The 16360-nt window shown below is 71.9% G+C and carries 12 protein-coding genes; 2 read left to right on the plus strand and 10 right to left on the minus strand.

What is annotated here, in order from left to right; genetic code table 11:
- Positions 1-101 precede the first annotated feature (101 nt).
- The 9 genes from mtnC to ACIHAX_RS09355 all read right to left on the minus strand — a co-directional run bounded on the left by mtnC (position 102) and on the right by ACIHAX_RS09355 (position 7964).
- Positions 102-794: an acireductone synthase gene (mtnC, locus tag ACIHAX_RS09315; RefSeq protein ID WP_364437551.1), complete on the minus strand. Its 693-nt coding sequence runs from the start codon at positions 792-794 to the stop codon at positions 102-104.
- Positions 791-1366 carry a cupin gene (locus tag ACIHAX_RS09320; RefSeq protein ID WP_364437548.1) on the minus strand — a complete coding sequence of 192 codons (576 nt, stop codon included), beginning with the start codon at positions 1364-1366 and terminating at the stop codon, positions 791-793. Before ACIHAX_RS09320 ends, mtnC begins: the two co-directional genes overlap by 4 nt.
- A complete protein-coding gene (mtnA, locus tag ACIHAX_RS09325; RefSeq protein WP_364437545.1) occupies positions 1363-3009 on the minus strand; it encodes an S-methyl-5-thioribose-1-phosphate isomerase in 1647 nt (548 codons plus the stop codon). Before mtnA ends, ACIHAX_RS09320 begins: the two co-directional genes overlap by 4 nt.
- 76 nt (positions 3010-3085) lie before the next feature.
- Complete coding sequence (locus tag ACIHAX_RS09330) at positions 3086-3427, minus strand: DUF1330 domain-containing protein (protein ID WP_356960774.1); 342 nt, start codon at positions 3425-3427, stop codon at positions 3086-3088.
- 169 nt (positions 3428-3596) lie between these two features.
- Positions 3597-3767 (minus strand): hypothetical protein, encoded by a 171-nt coding sequence (locus tag ACIHAX_RS09335; protein WP_356960775.1) that lies wholly within the window; start codon positions 3765-3767, stop codon positions 3597-3599.
- Positions 3768-4239: 472 nt separating this feature from the next.
- Positions 4240-5979 carry an NTP transferase domain-containing protein gene (locus tag ACIHAX_RS09340; protein WP_364437540.1) on the minus strand — a complete coding sequence of 580 codons (1740 nt, stop codon included), beginning with the start codon at positions 5977-5979 and terminating at the stop codon, positions 4240-4242.
- Between the two features lie 82 nt (positions 5980-6061).
- The gene (locus ACIHAX_RS09345) at positions 6062-6817 is read right to left on the minus strand and encodes a VOC family protein (RefSeq protein WP_356960778.1); all 756 of its coding nucleotides are present in this window, start codon (positions 6815-6817) and stop codon (positions 6062-6064) included.
- A gap of 54 nt (positions 6818-6871) precedes the next feature.
- Positions 6872-7183: an MGMT family protein gene (locus tag ACIHAX_RS09350; RefSeq protein WP_364437536.1), complete on the minus strand. Its 312-nt coding sequence runs from the start codon at positions 7181-7183 to the stop codon at positions 6872-6874.
- 4 nt (positions 7184-7187) lie between these two features.
- Positions 7188-7964, minus strand: coding sequence for an alpha/beta fold hydrolase (locus tag ACIHAX_RS09355; RefSeq protein WP_355079718.1), 777 nt, complete (start codon positions 7962-7964; stop codon positions 7188-7190).
- 72 nt (positions 7965-8036) lie between these two features.
- On the opposite strand from ACIHAX_RS09355, the gene ACIHAX_RS09360 reads away from it, so the two are divergent.
- Complete coding sequence (locus ACIHAX_RS09360) at positions 8037-11468, plus strand: ATP-dependent helicase (RefSeq protein ID WP_397276763.1); 3432 nt, start codon at positions 8037-8039, stop codon at positions 11466-11468.
- Positions 11469-11511: 43 nt separating this feature from the next.
- On the plus strand, positions 11512-15792 hold the full coding sequence (locus ACIHAX_RS09365) for an ATP-dependent helicase (RefSeq protein WP_397276765.1): 4281 nt from the start codon (positions 11512-11514) through the stop codon (positions 15790-15792).
- On the opposite strand, the gene ACIHAX_RS09370 is transcribed toward ACIHAX_RS09365, so the two are convergent.
- Positions 15749-16162, minus strand: coding sequence for a hypothetical protein (locus tag ACIHAX_RS09370; protein ID WP_355079710.1), 414 nt, complete (start codon positions 16160-16162; stop codon positions 15749-15751). The genes ACIHAX_RS09365 and ACIHAX_RS09370 overlap by 44 nt on opposite strands.
- Positions 16163-16360: the final 198 nt, after the last annotated feature.

The raw sequence follows: 16360 nt of genomic DNA on the forward strand, positions 1-16360 counted from the left end.
GGCCCCACGGTGGACGGAAACGACATCGGCATATGGACCGACGCGCGGCTCGGTCGATCCGGCCGAAAGTGGTCGCGGTTCCGAGGAGGTTATCTGCGCGATCAGACCTGGTCGGCGGGGTTGATGTCGGCGAACGTGTCGGCCCAGTGGTGTGGCGGCCGAGGTGGATTGGGTTCGCCGGGTCGGGCCAGCCCGACCACTCGCCACCCAGCGGCGACGGCGGCGTCGAGTTCGTCCGGGTGATCGGACAGGAACAGGATGCGCTCGGCGGGTGCGCCGATGGCGCCCGCGATCTTGTCGTAGGAGGACGCCTCGCGTTTTCCGCCCGCCGTCGACAGATCGAAGTAGCCGCTGATCAGGCCGGACAGACTGCCTCCATGCGCGAAGGCGAACCAATCCTGCTGATTGCGAATCGATCCCGAGGAGTAGACGTACAGCGCGAGACCCGCGGCGTGCCACGCGGCCAGGGCCGGTGGCACGTCGGGGAAGAACTCGCCGTGCAGTGCGCCGCTGCGGAAACCCTCCGCGCAGATCAGACCCTGCGCGGTCTTCAAAGGCTCGGCCTTCACGTCGGTGTCGAGCCACCCGCGCAGGATCGCGGCGACTTCGGCCGGGTCCGCGTCCGGCCGCCCGGCCAGCTGCCTGGTCGCGGCCAGCACGGGCGCCGCGGCCGCGGAGCTGTTCTCGGCCAGCCACTCCGGAAGCCGTTCGCGGGTGTAGCCGTACAGGTCTTCGCGAACCGCGGCGGTGGGACTGGTGGTGCCCTCGATGTCGACGACGACGGCGTCGATCACGGCGCGGTGAGCAGCTCGTCGAGGGTGGGGAAGCCCGCGCTGATCTTGTCGCCGGTGAAGTCGCCGACCCAGCCGTCCTCCTCCTCGAAGAAGCGGATGGCGATGAAGTCGGGGCGTTCGCCCATGTCGAACCAGTGCAGCGTGCCCGCCGGAACCGAGAGCAGATCGCCGCCCTCGCAGACCACCGCGAGAACTTCCTCGCCCAGGTGCAGGTAGAAGCAACCGCGCCCGGCGGCGAAGAAGCGCACCTCGTCTTCGGCGTGGCGGTGCTCGTCGAGGAACTTCCCTCGGGCGCCCTTGGCGATCTCCGGCCACTGCGGGTCGGCGTCGTCGGGGTGGATGCGGGCGATGTCGATGTGCTTGTAGCGCCCGGTCTCGTTCAGTTCGGCGACGTTCGTCTCGTAGTGCGCGAGCAACTCCTCCGACGGCACCGACGCGGCGTTCTCCACCACCGGCCAGCGGCCGAACGTGATGCCGTGCCTGGCGAGTTCGGTGCCGATCATCTCGTCGTCGCTGGTGCGTACGCGCACGTCGGCCGCGTTGTCGGCGGCCATCACCTGCAGCAGGGTCATGTCAGTCCAATCTCGAGAAAATCGTCGCGCGGGCCGAACGCCGCCGGACTACCGGTGCGGCACACCAGCTCACACAATGCTTCCAGGCATTCGGCGCGATCGCGCGCCTGGGCGAGATCATCGCCCCACGCTGTGATCCCGTGCCCGGCGATGATCAGGACCGGAAGCGCGTCGGGGTGGTCGAGGAGATAGCGCTCGATGTCGGCCCCGATGCGCGGCACCTCGGGCCAGTTCGGGAAGACCGGGATGTCCGCGACGGCCGGATCGCCGCCACCGAGTCCCTTGATCAACTCGTAGTCGGTGATCCGCAGCGTGCCGAGCATTCCCGGCGTCGCCGAGCGGGTGGCCAGTGCCGTGGCGAACGGCGGATGGATGTGCACGACCGCTTGCGCCGGACGGGCCCGGTAGACGGCGGTGTGGATCGTCGTCTCCGCGGAGGGTTTGCGCCCCTGATCGGTCACGGGCGCGGAGTCCGCGACGCGCACGGTGACCATGTCGCGCTCGGTGAGCTCCCCTTTGGACAGCCCGCTCCCGGTGACCACGGCGGTCGCGCCGGTGCGCACGGAGATATTGCCCGCCGTACCCGGCATCCAGCCGCGCCGGTACAGCTCGCGGGCGAGGTCCGCGATTTCCGCGCCGGGCGACCGATCGGACCGGTGCACCACACCCTCTTCGGTGACCACCGCGGTCACCAAATCGGCGGGCGTGACGTCGAAGGCCGGGTTGAAGACCTCGGTGTGCGCGGGAGCCGTTGCCACACCGCCGAATCCGGTCACCTCGGCCGCCGCGCGTTCCTCCACGACGATCTCCCGGCCGGTGGCCATCGAGAGGTCGCGGGTCGACTCCGGGGCCACCACGACGAACGGGATGCCGTGGTGGCGGGCGGCGAGCGCGAGACCGTAGGTGCCGATCTTGTTGGCGACGTCGCCGTTGGCGGTGACCCGGTCGGCGCCGACCAGCACGCAGTCGACCTGTCCGGTCGCCATCGCCCAGGCGGCGGCGGAATCGATGGTCAGCCGGTGCGGGATGCCCGCCTCGGCCAGTTCCCACGTGGTCAGGCGGGCGCCTTGCAGCAGCGGGCGGGTCTCGTCCACCAGCACCTGCTCGATCGCGCCGCGCTCGGACAGCACCCGCAGCGTGCCGATGGCGGTGCCGAACGCGCTGGTCGCGAGTCGTCCGGTGTTGCAATGGGTGAGCACGCGCAGCGGCCGGTCCGGACACAGGCGCTGCACCAGGTCGGCGGCGTTGGTGGCGGCGGCCCGGTTGACCCGGCCGTCTTCGGCCAGCATGTCGAGGGTCTCGGCGAGGACCGCGTCGGCGCCCCTGCCCACCTTCGCCCGGACCCGCCGCACCGCCCAGGCCAGATTGACCGCCGTCGGCCGGGCCGCCGCGATCCGGTCCGCTTCGGCCTGCGCCGCGGTCTCGTCCACCACGCCGCCTACGGTGTGCGCGGCGGTGGCGATGACGACGCCGAACGCGCCCGCGATGCCGATGGCGGGCGCGCCGCGAACGGCCAGCGTCTCGATCGCGTCGATGACCTGGTCGACGGTGCTCAGCCGCAGCTCACGCACCTCGTGCGGCAGTCCGCGCTGGTCGATGGTGACGAGCGTGCCGTCGTCCCAGACCAGTGAGCTGTCGTCCATCAGGCGCATCCTTCGCGTCGAACCGGGTCGTGCCTGGTCAACGGTATCGGACGCCGGACGGCGAGCCGAAATCGCGTCAGGCCGCCCCGGCGCGCAGTTTGGCGGCGCGTTCGCGCGGGTCGTAGTCGGGGCCGACGCCCTCGATGAGCAGCAGGTCGCCGTCGATGTGATCGGCGCGCAGCGGCAGGATCTCCTGATAAGCGGGCGAGTGATACCACTCCCGCGCCTCGGTCATCCCGGGGAACTCGATCAGCACCATGCTGCCGGGCCAGTCGCCTTCCACGACCTCGGCAGGGGAGCCGTGGATGACGAAGCGGCCGCCGAACGGGTCCAAGGTGGCCTGGATGCGCTCCAGGTATTCGAGGATGTCGGGATGCGGCCTGCGACTGCGGAGATGGGCGAAGCCATAGGCGGACATGGCGTGTGGTTCCTTCGTTCGACGACGCCGGAGATGGCGTCGAACCGACGGTAGGTCCGCCTCGCGCGGGGTGGCAATTACCTCCGGGGTAAGCACGAGGGCCCCGAAACGACCGCGGCCGCCGGTCCCGGGAGGAGGTGGGGCCGGCGGCGCGGGTGGCGCAGATCAGCTAGCGGCGGCGCTCCTGCTCGCCGCGCCGGTCGGGCATCTCGGACCGGTTGCCCCGACGGCCTTCCATGTCAGCGCCCTCGCGGATGTCCTGCTCTTGGCGCTGTTGCTGCTGCTGCCTCGGCATCTGCTTCGGCATTTTCTTAGGCGTTTTCTTCGACTTTTCAGTCATCTCCACTCGGTCCTTTCCGGGGGATTGATATTCGCCTAACGAACACACGATAGCGAGCGGGAATGGCCTGTGGAAGAGGAAATGAAAAATATGGCTCCGAGCGGCTCGGTTGTTGTGTTCGCGCTGGTAAGAGCGCTTTTGAACCCTGTATTCAGTAATGAATCCAGTTCAGTTCGACTTTTTCTTCCGACCAGGTCGAGGCGGGTTGGGCCGGATGAAAACGGCGGTCAGGCGTTCGTTTTATTTGCCTCGTGGATCGCTTCGCCGACGTATATCGCGTTCGACTCCGCTGCCGCGAAGGAGTGCGCGTGCGGGTTCCCGTGGCAACGAAACCCGCTGCACCGCAGCGACTTCGGATCGACGTCGGCCGAGCATCGGCGCACCCCCGTATTCCGCGCCCACTCGAACTCGCTGAAGCCAAGGCCCGCAACCAGTTTCGTTCGGTCCACGACGCACCCGCGGGCCGAAGGGTTCAGCGCAGCGGCAGGAATTCGACGATCGCGCCGTCCCCGGCATCGAGCGGGACGACCACCAGGCCGTCGCGGTCGATCAGGCCGCCCAGATGTGCCGTCCGGACAACCGGGTCGCCGATCCATCCGCCTTCCTCGGCGGCGCGAGCCGGAACGATGCGCGTCACCTGTCCGGCGATCTCGGCGGCGTTGTGCAGCGGTCCGCGCAGCGGGCGGGCGGGGAGCGCGCCGGTGCGGCCCTCGACGATCGCGGGTGCCAGCGCCATGAGCGTCGCGACGGCGGCGAACGGGTTGCCCGGCAGGCCGAGCACCGTGGTGCCGGAGGTGAGCCGGGCGACGACGGTGGAACCGCCCGGCCGCAGCCGCAGCCGCGGCACCACGATCTGGGCTCCGGCGCGGGTCAGGGCGGCACGGAGCTGATCGGCCGCCCCGCCGCCCGTCGCGCCGACGATCACCAGCAGGTCGCGATCCGGCGCGACGGTCAGGACCTCGTCGAATCCGTGCGGAGTGTCGCGCAGGTGCACCCGATCGGTGGTGCGAATGCCATACCTGGCCAGCAGTTCCGGCAGGACCGGGCCGATCGAATCGCGGGTCTGCCCCGCCTGCAGTGGACCTTCGCTGCGGATCTCGTCACCGGTCATGACGACGTGCGCGCGGACCGGGCCGCGCACCGGCGCGGCGGTGACCTCGACGCTCGCGGCCGCGGAGACCAGCGCCGCGGTGACCGGTGCACCCTCCGGCGCGACCGGATCACCGGCCGCCCGGTCCTCGCCGCGGCGGCGGATGTCGTCGCGCAGCGGGGTGTCCGGCAGGCGGTACAGCGTTTCGTCGGCGACGTGCGCGAACTCGTCGCGCAGCACGCCCGTGGTGCCATCGGGGACGTGCGCGCCCGTGGCGATGCGCACCGCCTCGCCCGGCAGCAGCCCCACCGGACGCCGTCCGCCCGCGAAGCCGACGTCGCGGCGCAGGCGCCACGGCCCGTCGCCCGCCACGGCGTAACCGTCCATCGCCGAGACGTCGAAGCGAGGCAGCGGCCCGGCGGCCGTCAATGGGCCCGCGAGCGCGGCCCCGATCACCGATGACAGGTCGGCTTCGTACGCGGTAAGCCGGGAAAGTTCGGTACGCAGCAGGTTTCGCGCCTCGCCGAGCTCGAGCGGTGGTTGCTGGCGTGGCGCGTCCACCGCCGCTCTGGCCTGTCGCACCTCCTCTTCGGTGTCGCAGTCGCCGACGCCGGAGAGCGGGATGATCCCGGCGGCTGCGGGCACCAGCGCCTTCATCGGCTGATTGATCAGCGCGTCGAGCTCGTCCAGCGCGGCCGCAAGCGCGGAACGCCGCCACACCCCGATCAGGTATTGCGGCCGACCCGACTCGTCGGCCGCGAACACCGCGTCCGCTCCCGATTCGGTGGCGTGCCGGATGAGTTCGGCGATCGCCGACGGGGACAGGAACGGAAGGTCGGCGGCAAGGACCACGACCAGCGGGGCGGCGGAGCCGAGGGCCCGCAGCCCCGTGTCGATCGCCGCCACCGGACCCGATCCGGGCGGCACCTCGCGAACCTGCGTGATCTCCGGCGCCAACTCGGGACGGTGCGGTCCGACCACCACCGTCCGCGCGCACGAGGCGACGGCGGCGAGCGCCACTTCGAGCATGGAACGGCCGCCGATGACGATGGCCGGTTTGTCCACGCCGCCCATCCGGCTGGCCCGGCCGCCCGCGAGCACGATCGCGTCGGCGGCCGTCACACGCCACGACCCGGAGTCAGGTACACCATGGCGGCCATGCTAATTCGTCACCATGGGGAAGCCGGGGAGCGGACGGCGTCGATCAGGCGTTCGACCAGAAGCGGGCCGGTGGCAGCAGCCGGAACTCGTTGAGTTCCGGGTCGGCGAGCACGAGGTCGGTTTCCCGGTCGGGGGCCGGGGCGCCACGGTCGATGGAGGTGGCGCCCGCCGCGTGCAGCCGGGCCACCTCGGCGGCCCGGTCGTCGGCCGGGAACGACGTGAGATCCAGGCGCATTCTGGTCCGGCCCGACCCCGCGTCGGGCGTGCGCACGAACTCCAGCCAGGAGCCGAGTCCGGTCGGTGCGCGTAATCCGGCCAGCCGCTCGCCGCGCCGCATGGACGGCCAGCCGGTGGCGGCCGACCAGAATTCGGCCAGGCGTTGCGGATCGCGCGTGTCGACCACGACCGCCGCGACGGCCCCGGTGTCCACGTACTCCTCCCTCGGTTCGAGCACGCAGAACTCGTTGCCCTCCGGATCGGCGAGCACCGCCCACGGCACCGCGCCCTGCCCGATGTTGATCGAGCGCGCGCCCAAGGCCAGCGCCCGGTCCACCTGGGTGCGCTGGTGGTCCAGCGAGCGGGTGGCCAGATCGAGGTGCAGGCGATTCTTGCCGACCTTGGCCCGCATCGCGGGCAGGAAGGTGAGCGCCAAGTCGCCGCCGTCGGCGTCGGGAGCCGCCACGTTCACCTCGTCGGGGCGGTCGAGGGTGACACTCCAGCCCAGCAGTTCGGCCCAGAAATCCGCGACCGAACGCGGCCGGTCGGCGTCGAACACGACACATGCCAGGCGGGTGGGCATGGATCAACGGTACTGGCCGCCATTCCGGCACGGAGGAATTTCGGAAAGCGGCGCTCAGTCGCCGGGGAGATCGGGCAGCGGGAAGCGTGCGGCGCGCAGGTCGACGCGTCCGTCCCGGATCGGCACGCCCTCTTCGGCCAGCAGGCGCAGCTGGCGATGAGCCAGATGGGCGGCGGGACGGCCGCTCGCGCCGAGCACCCGATGCCAGGGCAGATCGGCCGAGTCGGTGCGCATGATCCAGCCCACTGTGCGCGGCGTCGACAAACCGGCGGCCGCCGCGATGTCGCCGTAGGTGACCACCCGGCCGGCCGGAACCGCCGCCACCAGCGCGCGCACCTGCTCGATCTGGGCGTCGGTGATCGGCATCGGCTCAGAGCACCGAGCGCACAAGTTCGCCGGTCTGGGCCGGATACGCCTGGGCGACCATGTGATCGCAGTTCCATTCGAGCACGGTCAGGCCCGCGCCCATGTGCTCGGTGAGCGCCGCGCGGAATTCCGGCGTGACGAACGGCGGGTGCACCTTCATCGCCTGCACCAGCACGGTCGGCAGGTCGGCGGGCGGAAGCACCCAGTGGCGGGCCAGCTGGCCCCAGTAGGAGTTGATCGCTGGCAGGCTCATCCGCCAGCCGAAGCGCCCGTCGGCGGTGGGCATCAAGTGTTCGTCGAGTTCGGCTTCCAGCAATCGCGGCTCCACATCGCCCCAGCCGGTGTCGAGTTTGTCCTGGCGCGCGTGGTCGACGCTGTCGTAGTCGGCCGAGACCAGGGTGGACAGCGCGATCTCGTTGAGCCATTCCGGCTCCAGCGCGATCGCCGGATCGAGCAGCACCAGTTTGCGCACCAGTTCGGGATGCCGATGGGCCAGGTGCAGCGCGCACGCGCCGCCGAAGGAGTGCGCGACAACCACCACCGGGCCGTCCGCCTCGGCGGTGACCAACTCGACCAGGTCCTCGACGATGGTCTCGAAGTTCCACGGCGGCAGCGAGGTCGAGCGGCCGTGCCCGCGCAGATCCGGTGCGAGCACCCGTACGTCGGGCAGATGCCGGGTCGCCAGATCTTCCCAGCGTTTGCCGTGACCGGTCACACCGTGCAGGGCGAGCACCACCGGTCCCGTCGTCGGACCGAACCGGTGGACATTCAGAACAGACACCGGTCCATTCTGACCTGCGCCGTGATCGGCCGCAGCGCCGGTCGGGCGGAGGCGTGTACCGGCGTGTCGGTCGTGTCTGTTGCAATAGCCCGCGTGGTGCGATCGGATGGCGCGGTGCGACTGGTTCGCCGGAACGTGGTGGCGCCCCGGCCGCGAGACTGGGGCGCCGACGTCCGCGCGCTGCTGGACGCCGCGGCCGAGGCCGGTCCAGCGCGCCCGGGATGGCGGCCCTGGCAGGTGCTCGGCGGCCCGGGCACGGGTAAGACCGCCCTGCTGGTCGACCTCGCCGCCGGGCGCATCGCGGCCGGAGCCGACCCGGAATCGGTGCTGGTACTGACCCATTCGAAACAAGCCGCGGGCGCTGTACGAGACGCCATCACCACGCGGCTGAGCGGCCCGGGCCCCGGCGCGGAGGGCGGTGTGCCCGGCGCCACACGAGAACCCTTGGTGCGCACCCTGCACTCGTACGCCTTCTCTGTGCTGCGCAGGCACGCGATGGCGCACGGCAACCCGCCGCCGCGTCTGCTGACCGGAGCCGAACAGGACGCCGTGGTGCGCGAGATGCTGCGCGGCGATCTGGCGGACATGGCCGAGGGCGCGCACGGATTGTGGCCGGAGCGACTGCGGCCCGCCCTCGCGCTCGGCGGGTTCGCCGAACAGTTGCGCGATCTCATGCTCCGGGCCACCGAACGCGGCATCGGGCCGGAGGACCTGGTGCGCCTCGGCCGCGAGCACGCCAAGCCCGAATGGGTGGCGGCGGGCAGGTTCGCCCTCCGCTACGAGCAGACGATGCTGCTGCGCTGGTCGGTGGGCGTCGATGCGCCGGAGGCGACCGCGCCCGCGCTGGACGCCGCCGAACTCGTCGGCGCGGCGCTGGACGCCCTGGCCGCCGACCCGAATCTGCTTGCCGCCGAACGCGCCAGGATCCGATACCTGCTGGTCGACGACGCGCAGCACCTGGACCCGCAGGCGGCGATCCTGGTGCGAGCGATCGGGCACAGCGCCAGGACCACGGTGGTCGCGGGCGATCCCGACCAAGCCGTGTTCGCCTTCCGCGGCGCCGACGCGCGATTCGTCGCCGAACTCGACGTGCCACCCGAGCGGCGAGTCGTGTTGCGCGACAACCATCGGTTCAGCGGTCAGGTGGAGCTGGCGGTCGCCCGGATCGCGGCACGCCTGCCGGGTAGTGCGCCGCAGCGCATCCCCGTGCCGGAAGACACCGGCCCGCGGGAGGACGGCACCGAGGTGCGCGTGCGCGTGCTGGCCACGCCGGCGAAAGAGGCCGCGCTCATCGCCGACCACTTGCGCCGCGCGCATCTCACCGGCGGGCTGCCATGGTCGCGGATGGCGGTGATCGTCCGTTCGGTACCGCTGTCGCTGGCGCCGCTGCGCCGCGCCCTCCTCGCCGCGGGCGTGCCGGTGCGGCAGCCCGCGCTGGACACGCCGCTGGCGCGCAGGCGCGGCGCGGCTTGGATGCTGCTCTCGCTGCGCGCGGTCCTGGCGGGGGAGCAGGCGCAACGGGGCGCGGAACCGGCGTTCGAGCCGGAGGACGCCCTCGATCTGCTGTCCGGGCCGCTGGGCGGCGCGGACCAGATCGCTTTGCGCCGGTTGCGCCGCGGCATCCGGCGCGCGGTGCTGGAATCGGTGCGCGCCGGGGCGAAAACATCGGACGCGGGCGACGATTCGCCGACCGACCGCGACTCGGACATCGACCGCCCCTCCGCACTGATGTTGCGCGATCTGCTGATCGGGACCGGCGATCCGGCCATCATGGACCGGCTCACCGAGGTCGAGGCCGCGCCGCTGCGCCGGGTGCTGGACGCGCTGCGCCGGGCGCGCAAGGTGCGCGGGCGCGGCGCGAGCCTGGAGGACGTGCTGTGGGCGCTGTGGACCGGTTCTCGGCTGGAACGGCGCTGGGTGGCGCAGTCCGAGCGCGGCGGCGCGGTCGGCATGCAGGCCGATCGCGATCTGGACGCCGCGGTCGCGTTGTTCGACGCGGCCGCCGCCTATGTCGACCGGTTGCCGCGCGCGAGCATCGAAGGGTTCGTCGAATACCTGACGCAGCAGGAGATTCCGCAGGACGCTGCGCCTCGTACACTGCCGGGCGAAGCGGTGGCGCTGCTGAGCGCGCACGCCGCCGCGGGGCGGGAATGGGATGTGGTCGCCGTCGCCGCCGTCCAGGAAGGGATCTGGCCCGATCCGCGCACCCGCGGCACCCTCTTGCACACCGAAGATCTGGTCGATCTCACCGCCGGGGTGTCCGATGCCGGGGAGCGGGTGAGCCGTGCGGCGCCGATCCTCGCCGAGGAGCGCAGGTTGCTGCTCGTCGCGTGCAGCCGGGCCCGGCGGTCGCTGCTGGTCACCGCCGTGGAATCGGTCGCGGGCGAACGCGATCTGGTGCCGTCGCGCTTTCTCGCCGAACTGCTCGGACACGACGACGACGGCGAGCCCGGTGCGCTCCCGGTGGCCGACCCCGGCCGCGCCCTGGTGATGCACTCGCTGGTCGCCGAATTGCGCGGCGTGGTCTGCGATCCGGAGTCCGACCCGGAACGCAGGCGCCGCGCCGCGCACCAGCTCGCGCGGCTGGCCGACGCGGGCGTCCGGGGTACCCACCCCGACGACTGGTACGGCACCACCGAACTCAGCTCGCGGCGACCGCTGTGGACCGAGGACGACGGCGCGGTCGCGCTGTCGCCCTCCACCGTCGAATTGCTGCGCACCTGCCCGCTGCGCTGGGCGCTGGAACGCAACGGCGGTACCGACGGCGACAACCCGCACGCCGTCAAGGGCAATCTGGTGCACACGCTCGTGCAGGCGCTGGCGGGCAAAGTGCCCGAGGAACAGGTGCGCGCCGCGTTGGATCGCGCCTGGCGGGCGGTGGATCCGGGGACCGGCTGGCATTCCCGGCAGGAATTGCGCCGCACCGAGGCGATGCTGGAGACCTTCTCGGCCTGGGTGCGCAACACGCGCGGCGAACTCACCCAGGCCGGAGTCGAGGTGCCGGTGGACTGCGTGCTGCCCGCGCGCACGGAAGACGAACGCGCCGTACGGATCCGGGGCCGCGTCGACCGGCTGGAGCGAGACGCGCAAGGCCGTTTCGTCATCGTCGACGTGAAGACCGGCAAGTCGCCGGTCACCAAGCAGGCCGCCGTCGATCACGCGCAGCTGGCGACTTACCAGGTAGCGGCCGCCGCAGGCGCTCTCGACGCACCGGAGGTATCCGGTTCGGCCGAGCCGGAACCCGCGATCGGCTCGGCGGGCGAACCCGGCGGGGCGCGATTGGTGTACGTCGCCAAGCCGAGCAAGGCGGAGGGCGCCACTCAGCGCACGCAGCCTCCGCTGGACGCCGAGGCGCTCGAGCACTGGCGTGACACGATCCACCAGGCCGCGTCGTCCACTCAGGGCCCTAGCTACCTCGCCATGCGCAACGACGGATGCCGCCACTGCGCGGTCGCGGGCAGCTGCCCCGTGCAGGACAGCGGGAGGCAGGTGACCGACGAGTGAGCGCGCTCTCGGTCCCGCCGCGGCCGGTCGCCGGGGCGCCGCCGTGACGGGCGGGGTGACGCCGCACCAGCTGGCGCAGGCGCTCGGCCTGCCGCCGCCGACCGACGAACAGGCCGCCGTGATCGCGGCGCCGCCGGGCCCCACCCTCGTGGTCGCCGGCGCGGGCGCGGGCAAGACCGAGACGATGGCCGCCCGGGTGGTGTGGATGGTCGCCAACGGGCTCGTGCTGCCGGACGAAGTGCTCGGGCTGACCTTCACACGCAAAGCCGCCCAACAGCTGACCGCCAGGATCCGGACCAGGCTGGCCCGGCTCGCGGGTGCGCCGCTGCTGCGCGAACTGGACCCGAGCGGCCGCCTGCGCGCCCAGCTGACCGGCGCGGAACCGGAGATCAGCACCTACCACTCGTACGCGGGCAGGTTGCTCACCGAACACGGCCTGCTGCTGCCGGTGGAACCGTCGGCGACCCTGCTGACCGCGACCCAGCTCTGGCAGCTCGCCCACCAGGTGGTGCACACCTGGGACGGCGATCTGGAGACCGATCGCACCCCGGTGTCGGTCACCGAGGCGGTGCTCGCGCTGTCCGGGCAGCTGGCCGAGCACCTGGTCGAGCCGGAGGAACTGGCCGAGGCGCACACCGAACTGGCGAAGCTGGTATACACGCTGCCCCCGGGCCCGCGGCAGCGGGGCGGCCCGAGCCAGACCCTGCTGAACATCGTGCAAGTGCAGCGGGAACGGGTAGCGCTGCTACCGCTGGTGCACGAGCTCGCCGAGGCATTGCGCCGACGGGGCGCACTGGACTTCGGCGCGCAGATGTCCCTCGCCGCACGGTTGGCGGCCGAGCACCCCGAGGTCGCCGCCGCCGAACGCGCCCGTTTCCGCTTGGTCCTGCTCGACGAGTACCAGGACACCGGCCACGCCCAGCGGGTCCTGCTCGCCGCCTTGTTCGGCGGTGCGCCGGAGGAGCAGACACCGCAGCCAGCGACTCCGCCCGACATTCCTCTGGGCGATCGTCGCGGCGACGATGCTTCGTCACCCGCGGGCGTTCACACAGTCGCACAGAGGGCGGCGCTGCCCGGTGTGCGGGAGAGCGTCGTGGCAAGTTCGGACACACTGCCGGAAACCGGGTCCGGGTCGTCATCGACCACCGACGCGCTTCCTGCTCACCCCGCGCAGAGCACGCGGTCGCCGGGCGTCGACGCGAACGACGTCGAAGGACAACCGCGGTTCGCCGGCGCACACGACCCGCGCACCGTGGCGAGGCGTGCGGACCAACCTTCGCGCCGGCACGAAACGCAGCGACTAGCCGTGACCGCCGTCGGCGACCCGATGCAATCCATCTACGGCTGGCGTGGCGCTTCGGCGGCGAACCTGCCCCGGTTCGCCACCGACTTCCCCAGCGCGCCGGGCGTGCCCGCCCCGACGCTGTCCTTGCTGACCAGCTGGCGCAATCCGCCGGAAGCGCTGGCACTGGCGAATCTGGTCGCGGAACCGTTGCGGCGCAAGGCGTCCGAGAGCGGCGGGGTGACGGTCGATGCCTTGCGCGCCAAGCCCGGCGCCGGGCCGGGTGTGGTGGCGCTGGCGCTGACCGACACCGTCGCCGACGAACGGGAGTGGGTGGCCGGGCGAATCGCCGCGGAGTGGGCTGCCCGGCACGCGGCCCAACAGCAGCCGCCCACGTCCGCCGTACTGGTGCGCCGCAATGCCGATGCCGCGCCGCTCGCGGAAGCGCTTCGCGCACAAGGTCTTCCCGTGGAGATCGTCGGACTCGGCGGCTTGCTCGCCACACCGGAGGTCGCCGACGTCGTCGCCACCCTGCGGCTGATCGCCGAACCGGGTGCGGGCAGCGCCGCCATGCGTGTGCTGACCGGCGCGCGCTGGCGCGTCGGGGTCGCCGACATCGCCGCGCTCGCCCGCCGCGCCAGGGACCTGTCCATCCGGCGTCCCGGATCGGAGGGACATACCGAGATCGCCGACGGCGCCGCGCTGGACGAGGCGCTGCGCGAAGTGGCGCCGGAACCCGCCGAACAGGCCGGGCTGGCCGACGCGATCGCCGATCCCGGTCCGCCCGAGCGGTATTCACCCGCCGGGTTCGCCCGCATCGAGGCGCTGGGACGGGAACTGGCCGCGTTGCGCGAACGCAGCGGTCAGCCGTTGGCGGAACTGGTCGCCGATGTCGAGCGCACCATCGGCGTCGGTGTGGAGACCCAAACCCGGCGAGCTATGGCGGGCACCGGGGCCGGACGCGAGCATCTGGACGCGTTCGCCGATGTGGTGGCCGGGTACGCCGCGGACACCGGCGCCTCGCTCGGCGGACTGCTCGCGTTCCTCGCCGCCGCGGAAGAGGTCGAGAACGGGCTGGAGCCGGGCGAGGTCGAGGTCGCCAAGGACCGGGTGCAGGTGCTGACCGTGCACGCGGCGAAAGGCCTGGAATGGGAGATCGTCGCGGTCCCGCACGTGGTGGAGGGCGTGTTCCCGTCCAAAGTCGGTTCCGGCACGTGGCTGGGCGCGCTCGCCGAGTTGCCCACGTCGCTGCGGGGTGACCGCAGGCAGGACGACGCGGCCGAGGGCGTGCCGGTGCTCGAGCTCACCGACTTGTACGACCGCGCGGACCTCGACCGCGCGATCAAGGCGCACAAGGAGGCGCTGGAGCGCCGCCGGATCGATGAGGAACGGCGCCTGTTCTACGTCGCGCTCACCAGAACCGAACGGGTGCTGCTGGTTTCGGCCCACTACTGGGCGGAGACCGGCAGCACTCCGAAAGGCCCCTCGGATTTCCTGCTGGAGTTGAAGCGCGCGCACCAGGACCCCGGCAGCCCGGCGTGCGACGTCTTGGCGATCGACCGCTGGGACGACCCGCCCGCCGCCGACGCCGTCAACCCGTTCACCGACAACCCCGCGGCCGCCGAGTGGCCGCGCGATCCCCTCGGCGCCCGCCGCGAGCCCATCGAACAAGGCGCGGCACTGGTCCGCGCTGCCCTGGCGAATTTGCGCGCCCGTCCCGCCGCCGCCGGGCACCACGGCTCGAAGCCGCACGGCGCTGCTGGTTCGATCCGCAGAACCAGGTCTGCCCGTGCCGAGATGCCGTCCGCGCCGGACGTCGACGAGCCGGGTTTCGCGGACCGACCGGGCGACTACGGGCCGGGTGATGAGCCGAGTCTCACTGGCGATTCGGCTTCTGGCCTGCCCGGCGCTGAGCCGGAGTTCGAGCATGAGCCGGGCGACTACGGGCCGGGTGATGAGCCGAGTCTCACCGGCGAATCGGCTTACTATTCACCCCGCGATGAGTCGGATTCGCGGATGAATCGACCTACTCCCCGGCCCGCTGACAAGCCGGGGTTCGCGGATGAACCGGCCTACTATCCACCCGACGACGAATACCCGCCCGACGATTTCGCGGGGGACTTCGAGGTCGGGTCCATCGAATACGCCGATCCCTACGCGGATTTCGAGCCCTATTTCGGTTCGGCGCCGGACCCGGTGGAGGAGTATCTGTCCGCCGACGAACCGGCATTCGCCGCGACCGGCTTCGCTCCGCCCCCGCCGGTGGACCTGTACCGCCCGCACGACGCCCGCCTTGCGCCGGATCCCGCCGATCCGGAAGGCTGGGCCGCCGACGTCGACGCCTTGCTCGCCGAACACCACGCGGCCGCGGCCGCCGACGAAGAGGTGGAACTACCTGGACAGATCGCGGCGACCGCTCTGGTCGAACTCCGGGCCGACCCGGCGAAGCTCGCCGCCCGCTTGCGTCGTCCGTTGCCCTACCCGCCGAATCCACTGGCCCGCCGGGGTACCGCGTTCCACGCCTGGGTGCAGCGGTGGTTCGGCTCCACCCGCCTGCTCGGTCTGGACGAACTGCCGGGCGCGGCCGACGGCGGCGCGGCCGACGCGGGCCTGGACGCCGAGCTGAGCGCGATGCAGGAGGCGTTCCTGAACTCGCGCTGGGCCGATCGCAGTCCGATCGAAGTCGAGATCCCGTTCGAAACCTCGATCGCGGGCACCGTGATCCGCGGCCGGATGGACGCGGTATTCGCCGAACCCGGCGGCGGCTGGATCGTAGTCGACTGGAAGACCGGCGCCGAGCCGAGCGCCGCCGAGGAACCGGCGGTCGCCATGCAGCTGGCCGTCTACCGCCTGGCCTGGGCGCGGTTGATGGCCGCCCGCGAGGGACGGCCCGAGCACGAGATGCTGCCCCGGATCGGCGCCGCATTCCACTACGTGCGCACCGGCCGCACCATCGCGCCCCCGAACCTGGCCGGTCCGGACGAACTGGCCGAGCTGATCAGGAACGCCGCGCCCGCCGGCTCACCGCCAGCGACTGAGTGACGAGCGGGATCTGCAGCGGCAGCCGCAGCGCCGAGCCGATCTTCACCAGCCGCGGCGCCTTCTCGCTGGCGAGCATGTCCGCGGCGAACTGCACGTTGGCCGGGAACACCGCGATGAACAGCAGCGCCGCCAGCCGTCCGCCGAAGCCGCGGGTGCGCGGGACCGCGAGGGCGGCGGCGACACCGATCTCGGCCGCGCCGGAGGCGTAGGTGTAGTCGCGGGCGCGTCCGGGCAGGAAGCGCGGCACGATCGAATCGAAGGGCTTCGGCCGGACGAAATGCAGCACCCCGGAGCCGAACAGCAGGGCGGCCAGGGCCAGCGCGGGCCGCCGCCCACCGTCGGACACGGACGTCAGCGTATTTTCTGCCATGCAGGCACCCTTACATCCGCGCCGCTCCGCGTCGACCCCGGGTCACTTGGATGCGGACCCGGCGGTCCGCACCTCCGAACCGCCGCCCCTGCCTCGGGCACGTCCTTCGCTCCTCACCAAGATCGAGCGGGAGTGATCAGCGCGGACGCCAGCCGAAGCGCCGCGACCCCACCGCGCGACTGCGGAGCCGACACAGCC

It is taken from the genome of Nocardia sp. NPDC051929 (assembly GCF_044548645.1).
Lineage (GTDB): Bacteria > Actinomycetota > Actinomycetes > Mycobacteriales > Mycobacteriaceae > Nocardia > Nocardia sichangensis.

Excerpts from the sequence above, each read along its gene's own strand:
- ACIHAX_RS09320 (WP_364437548.1), bottom strand. The coding sequence starts at position 1,366 with ATGACCCTGCTGCAGGTGATGGCCGCCGACAACGCGGCCGACGTGCGC.
- mtnA (WP_364437545.1), bottom strand. The coding sequence starts at position 3,009 with ATGGACGACAGCTCACTGGTCTGGGACGACGGCACGCTCGTCACCATC.
- ACIHAX_RS09330 (WP_356960774.1), bottom strand. The coding sequence starts at position 3,427 with ATGTCCGCCTATGGCTTCGCCCATCTCCGCAGTCGCAGGCCGCATCCC.
- ACIHAX_RS09335 (WP_356960775.1), bottom strand. The coding sequence starts at position 3,767 with ATGACTGAAAAGTCGAAGAAAACGCCTAAGAAAATGCCGAAGCAGATG.
- ACIHAX_RS09345 (WP_356960778.1), bottom strand. The coding sequence starts at position 6,817 with ATGCCCACCCGCCTGGCATGTGTCGTGTTCGACGCCGACCGGCCGCGT.
- ACIHAX_RS09350 (WP_364437536.1), bottom strand. The coding sequence starts at position 7,183 with ATGCCGATCACCGACGCCCAGATCGAGCAGGTGCGCGCGCTGGTGGCG.
- ACIHAX_RS09370 (WP_355079710.1), bottom strand. The coding sequence starts at position 16,162 with ATGGCAGAAAATACGCTGACGTCCGTGTCCGACGGTGGGCGGCGGCCC.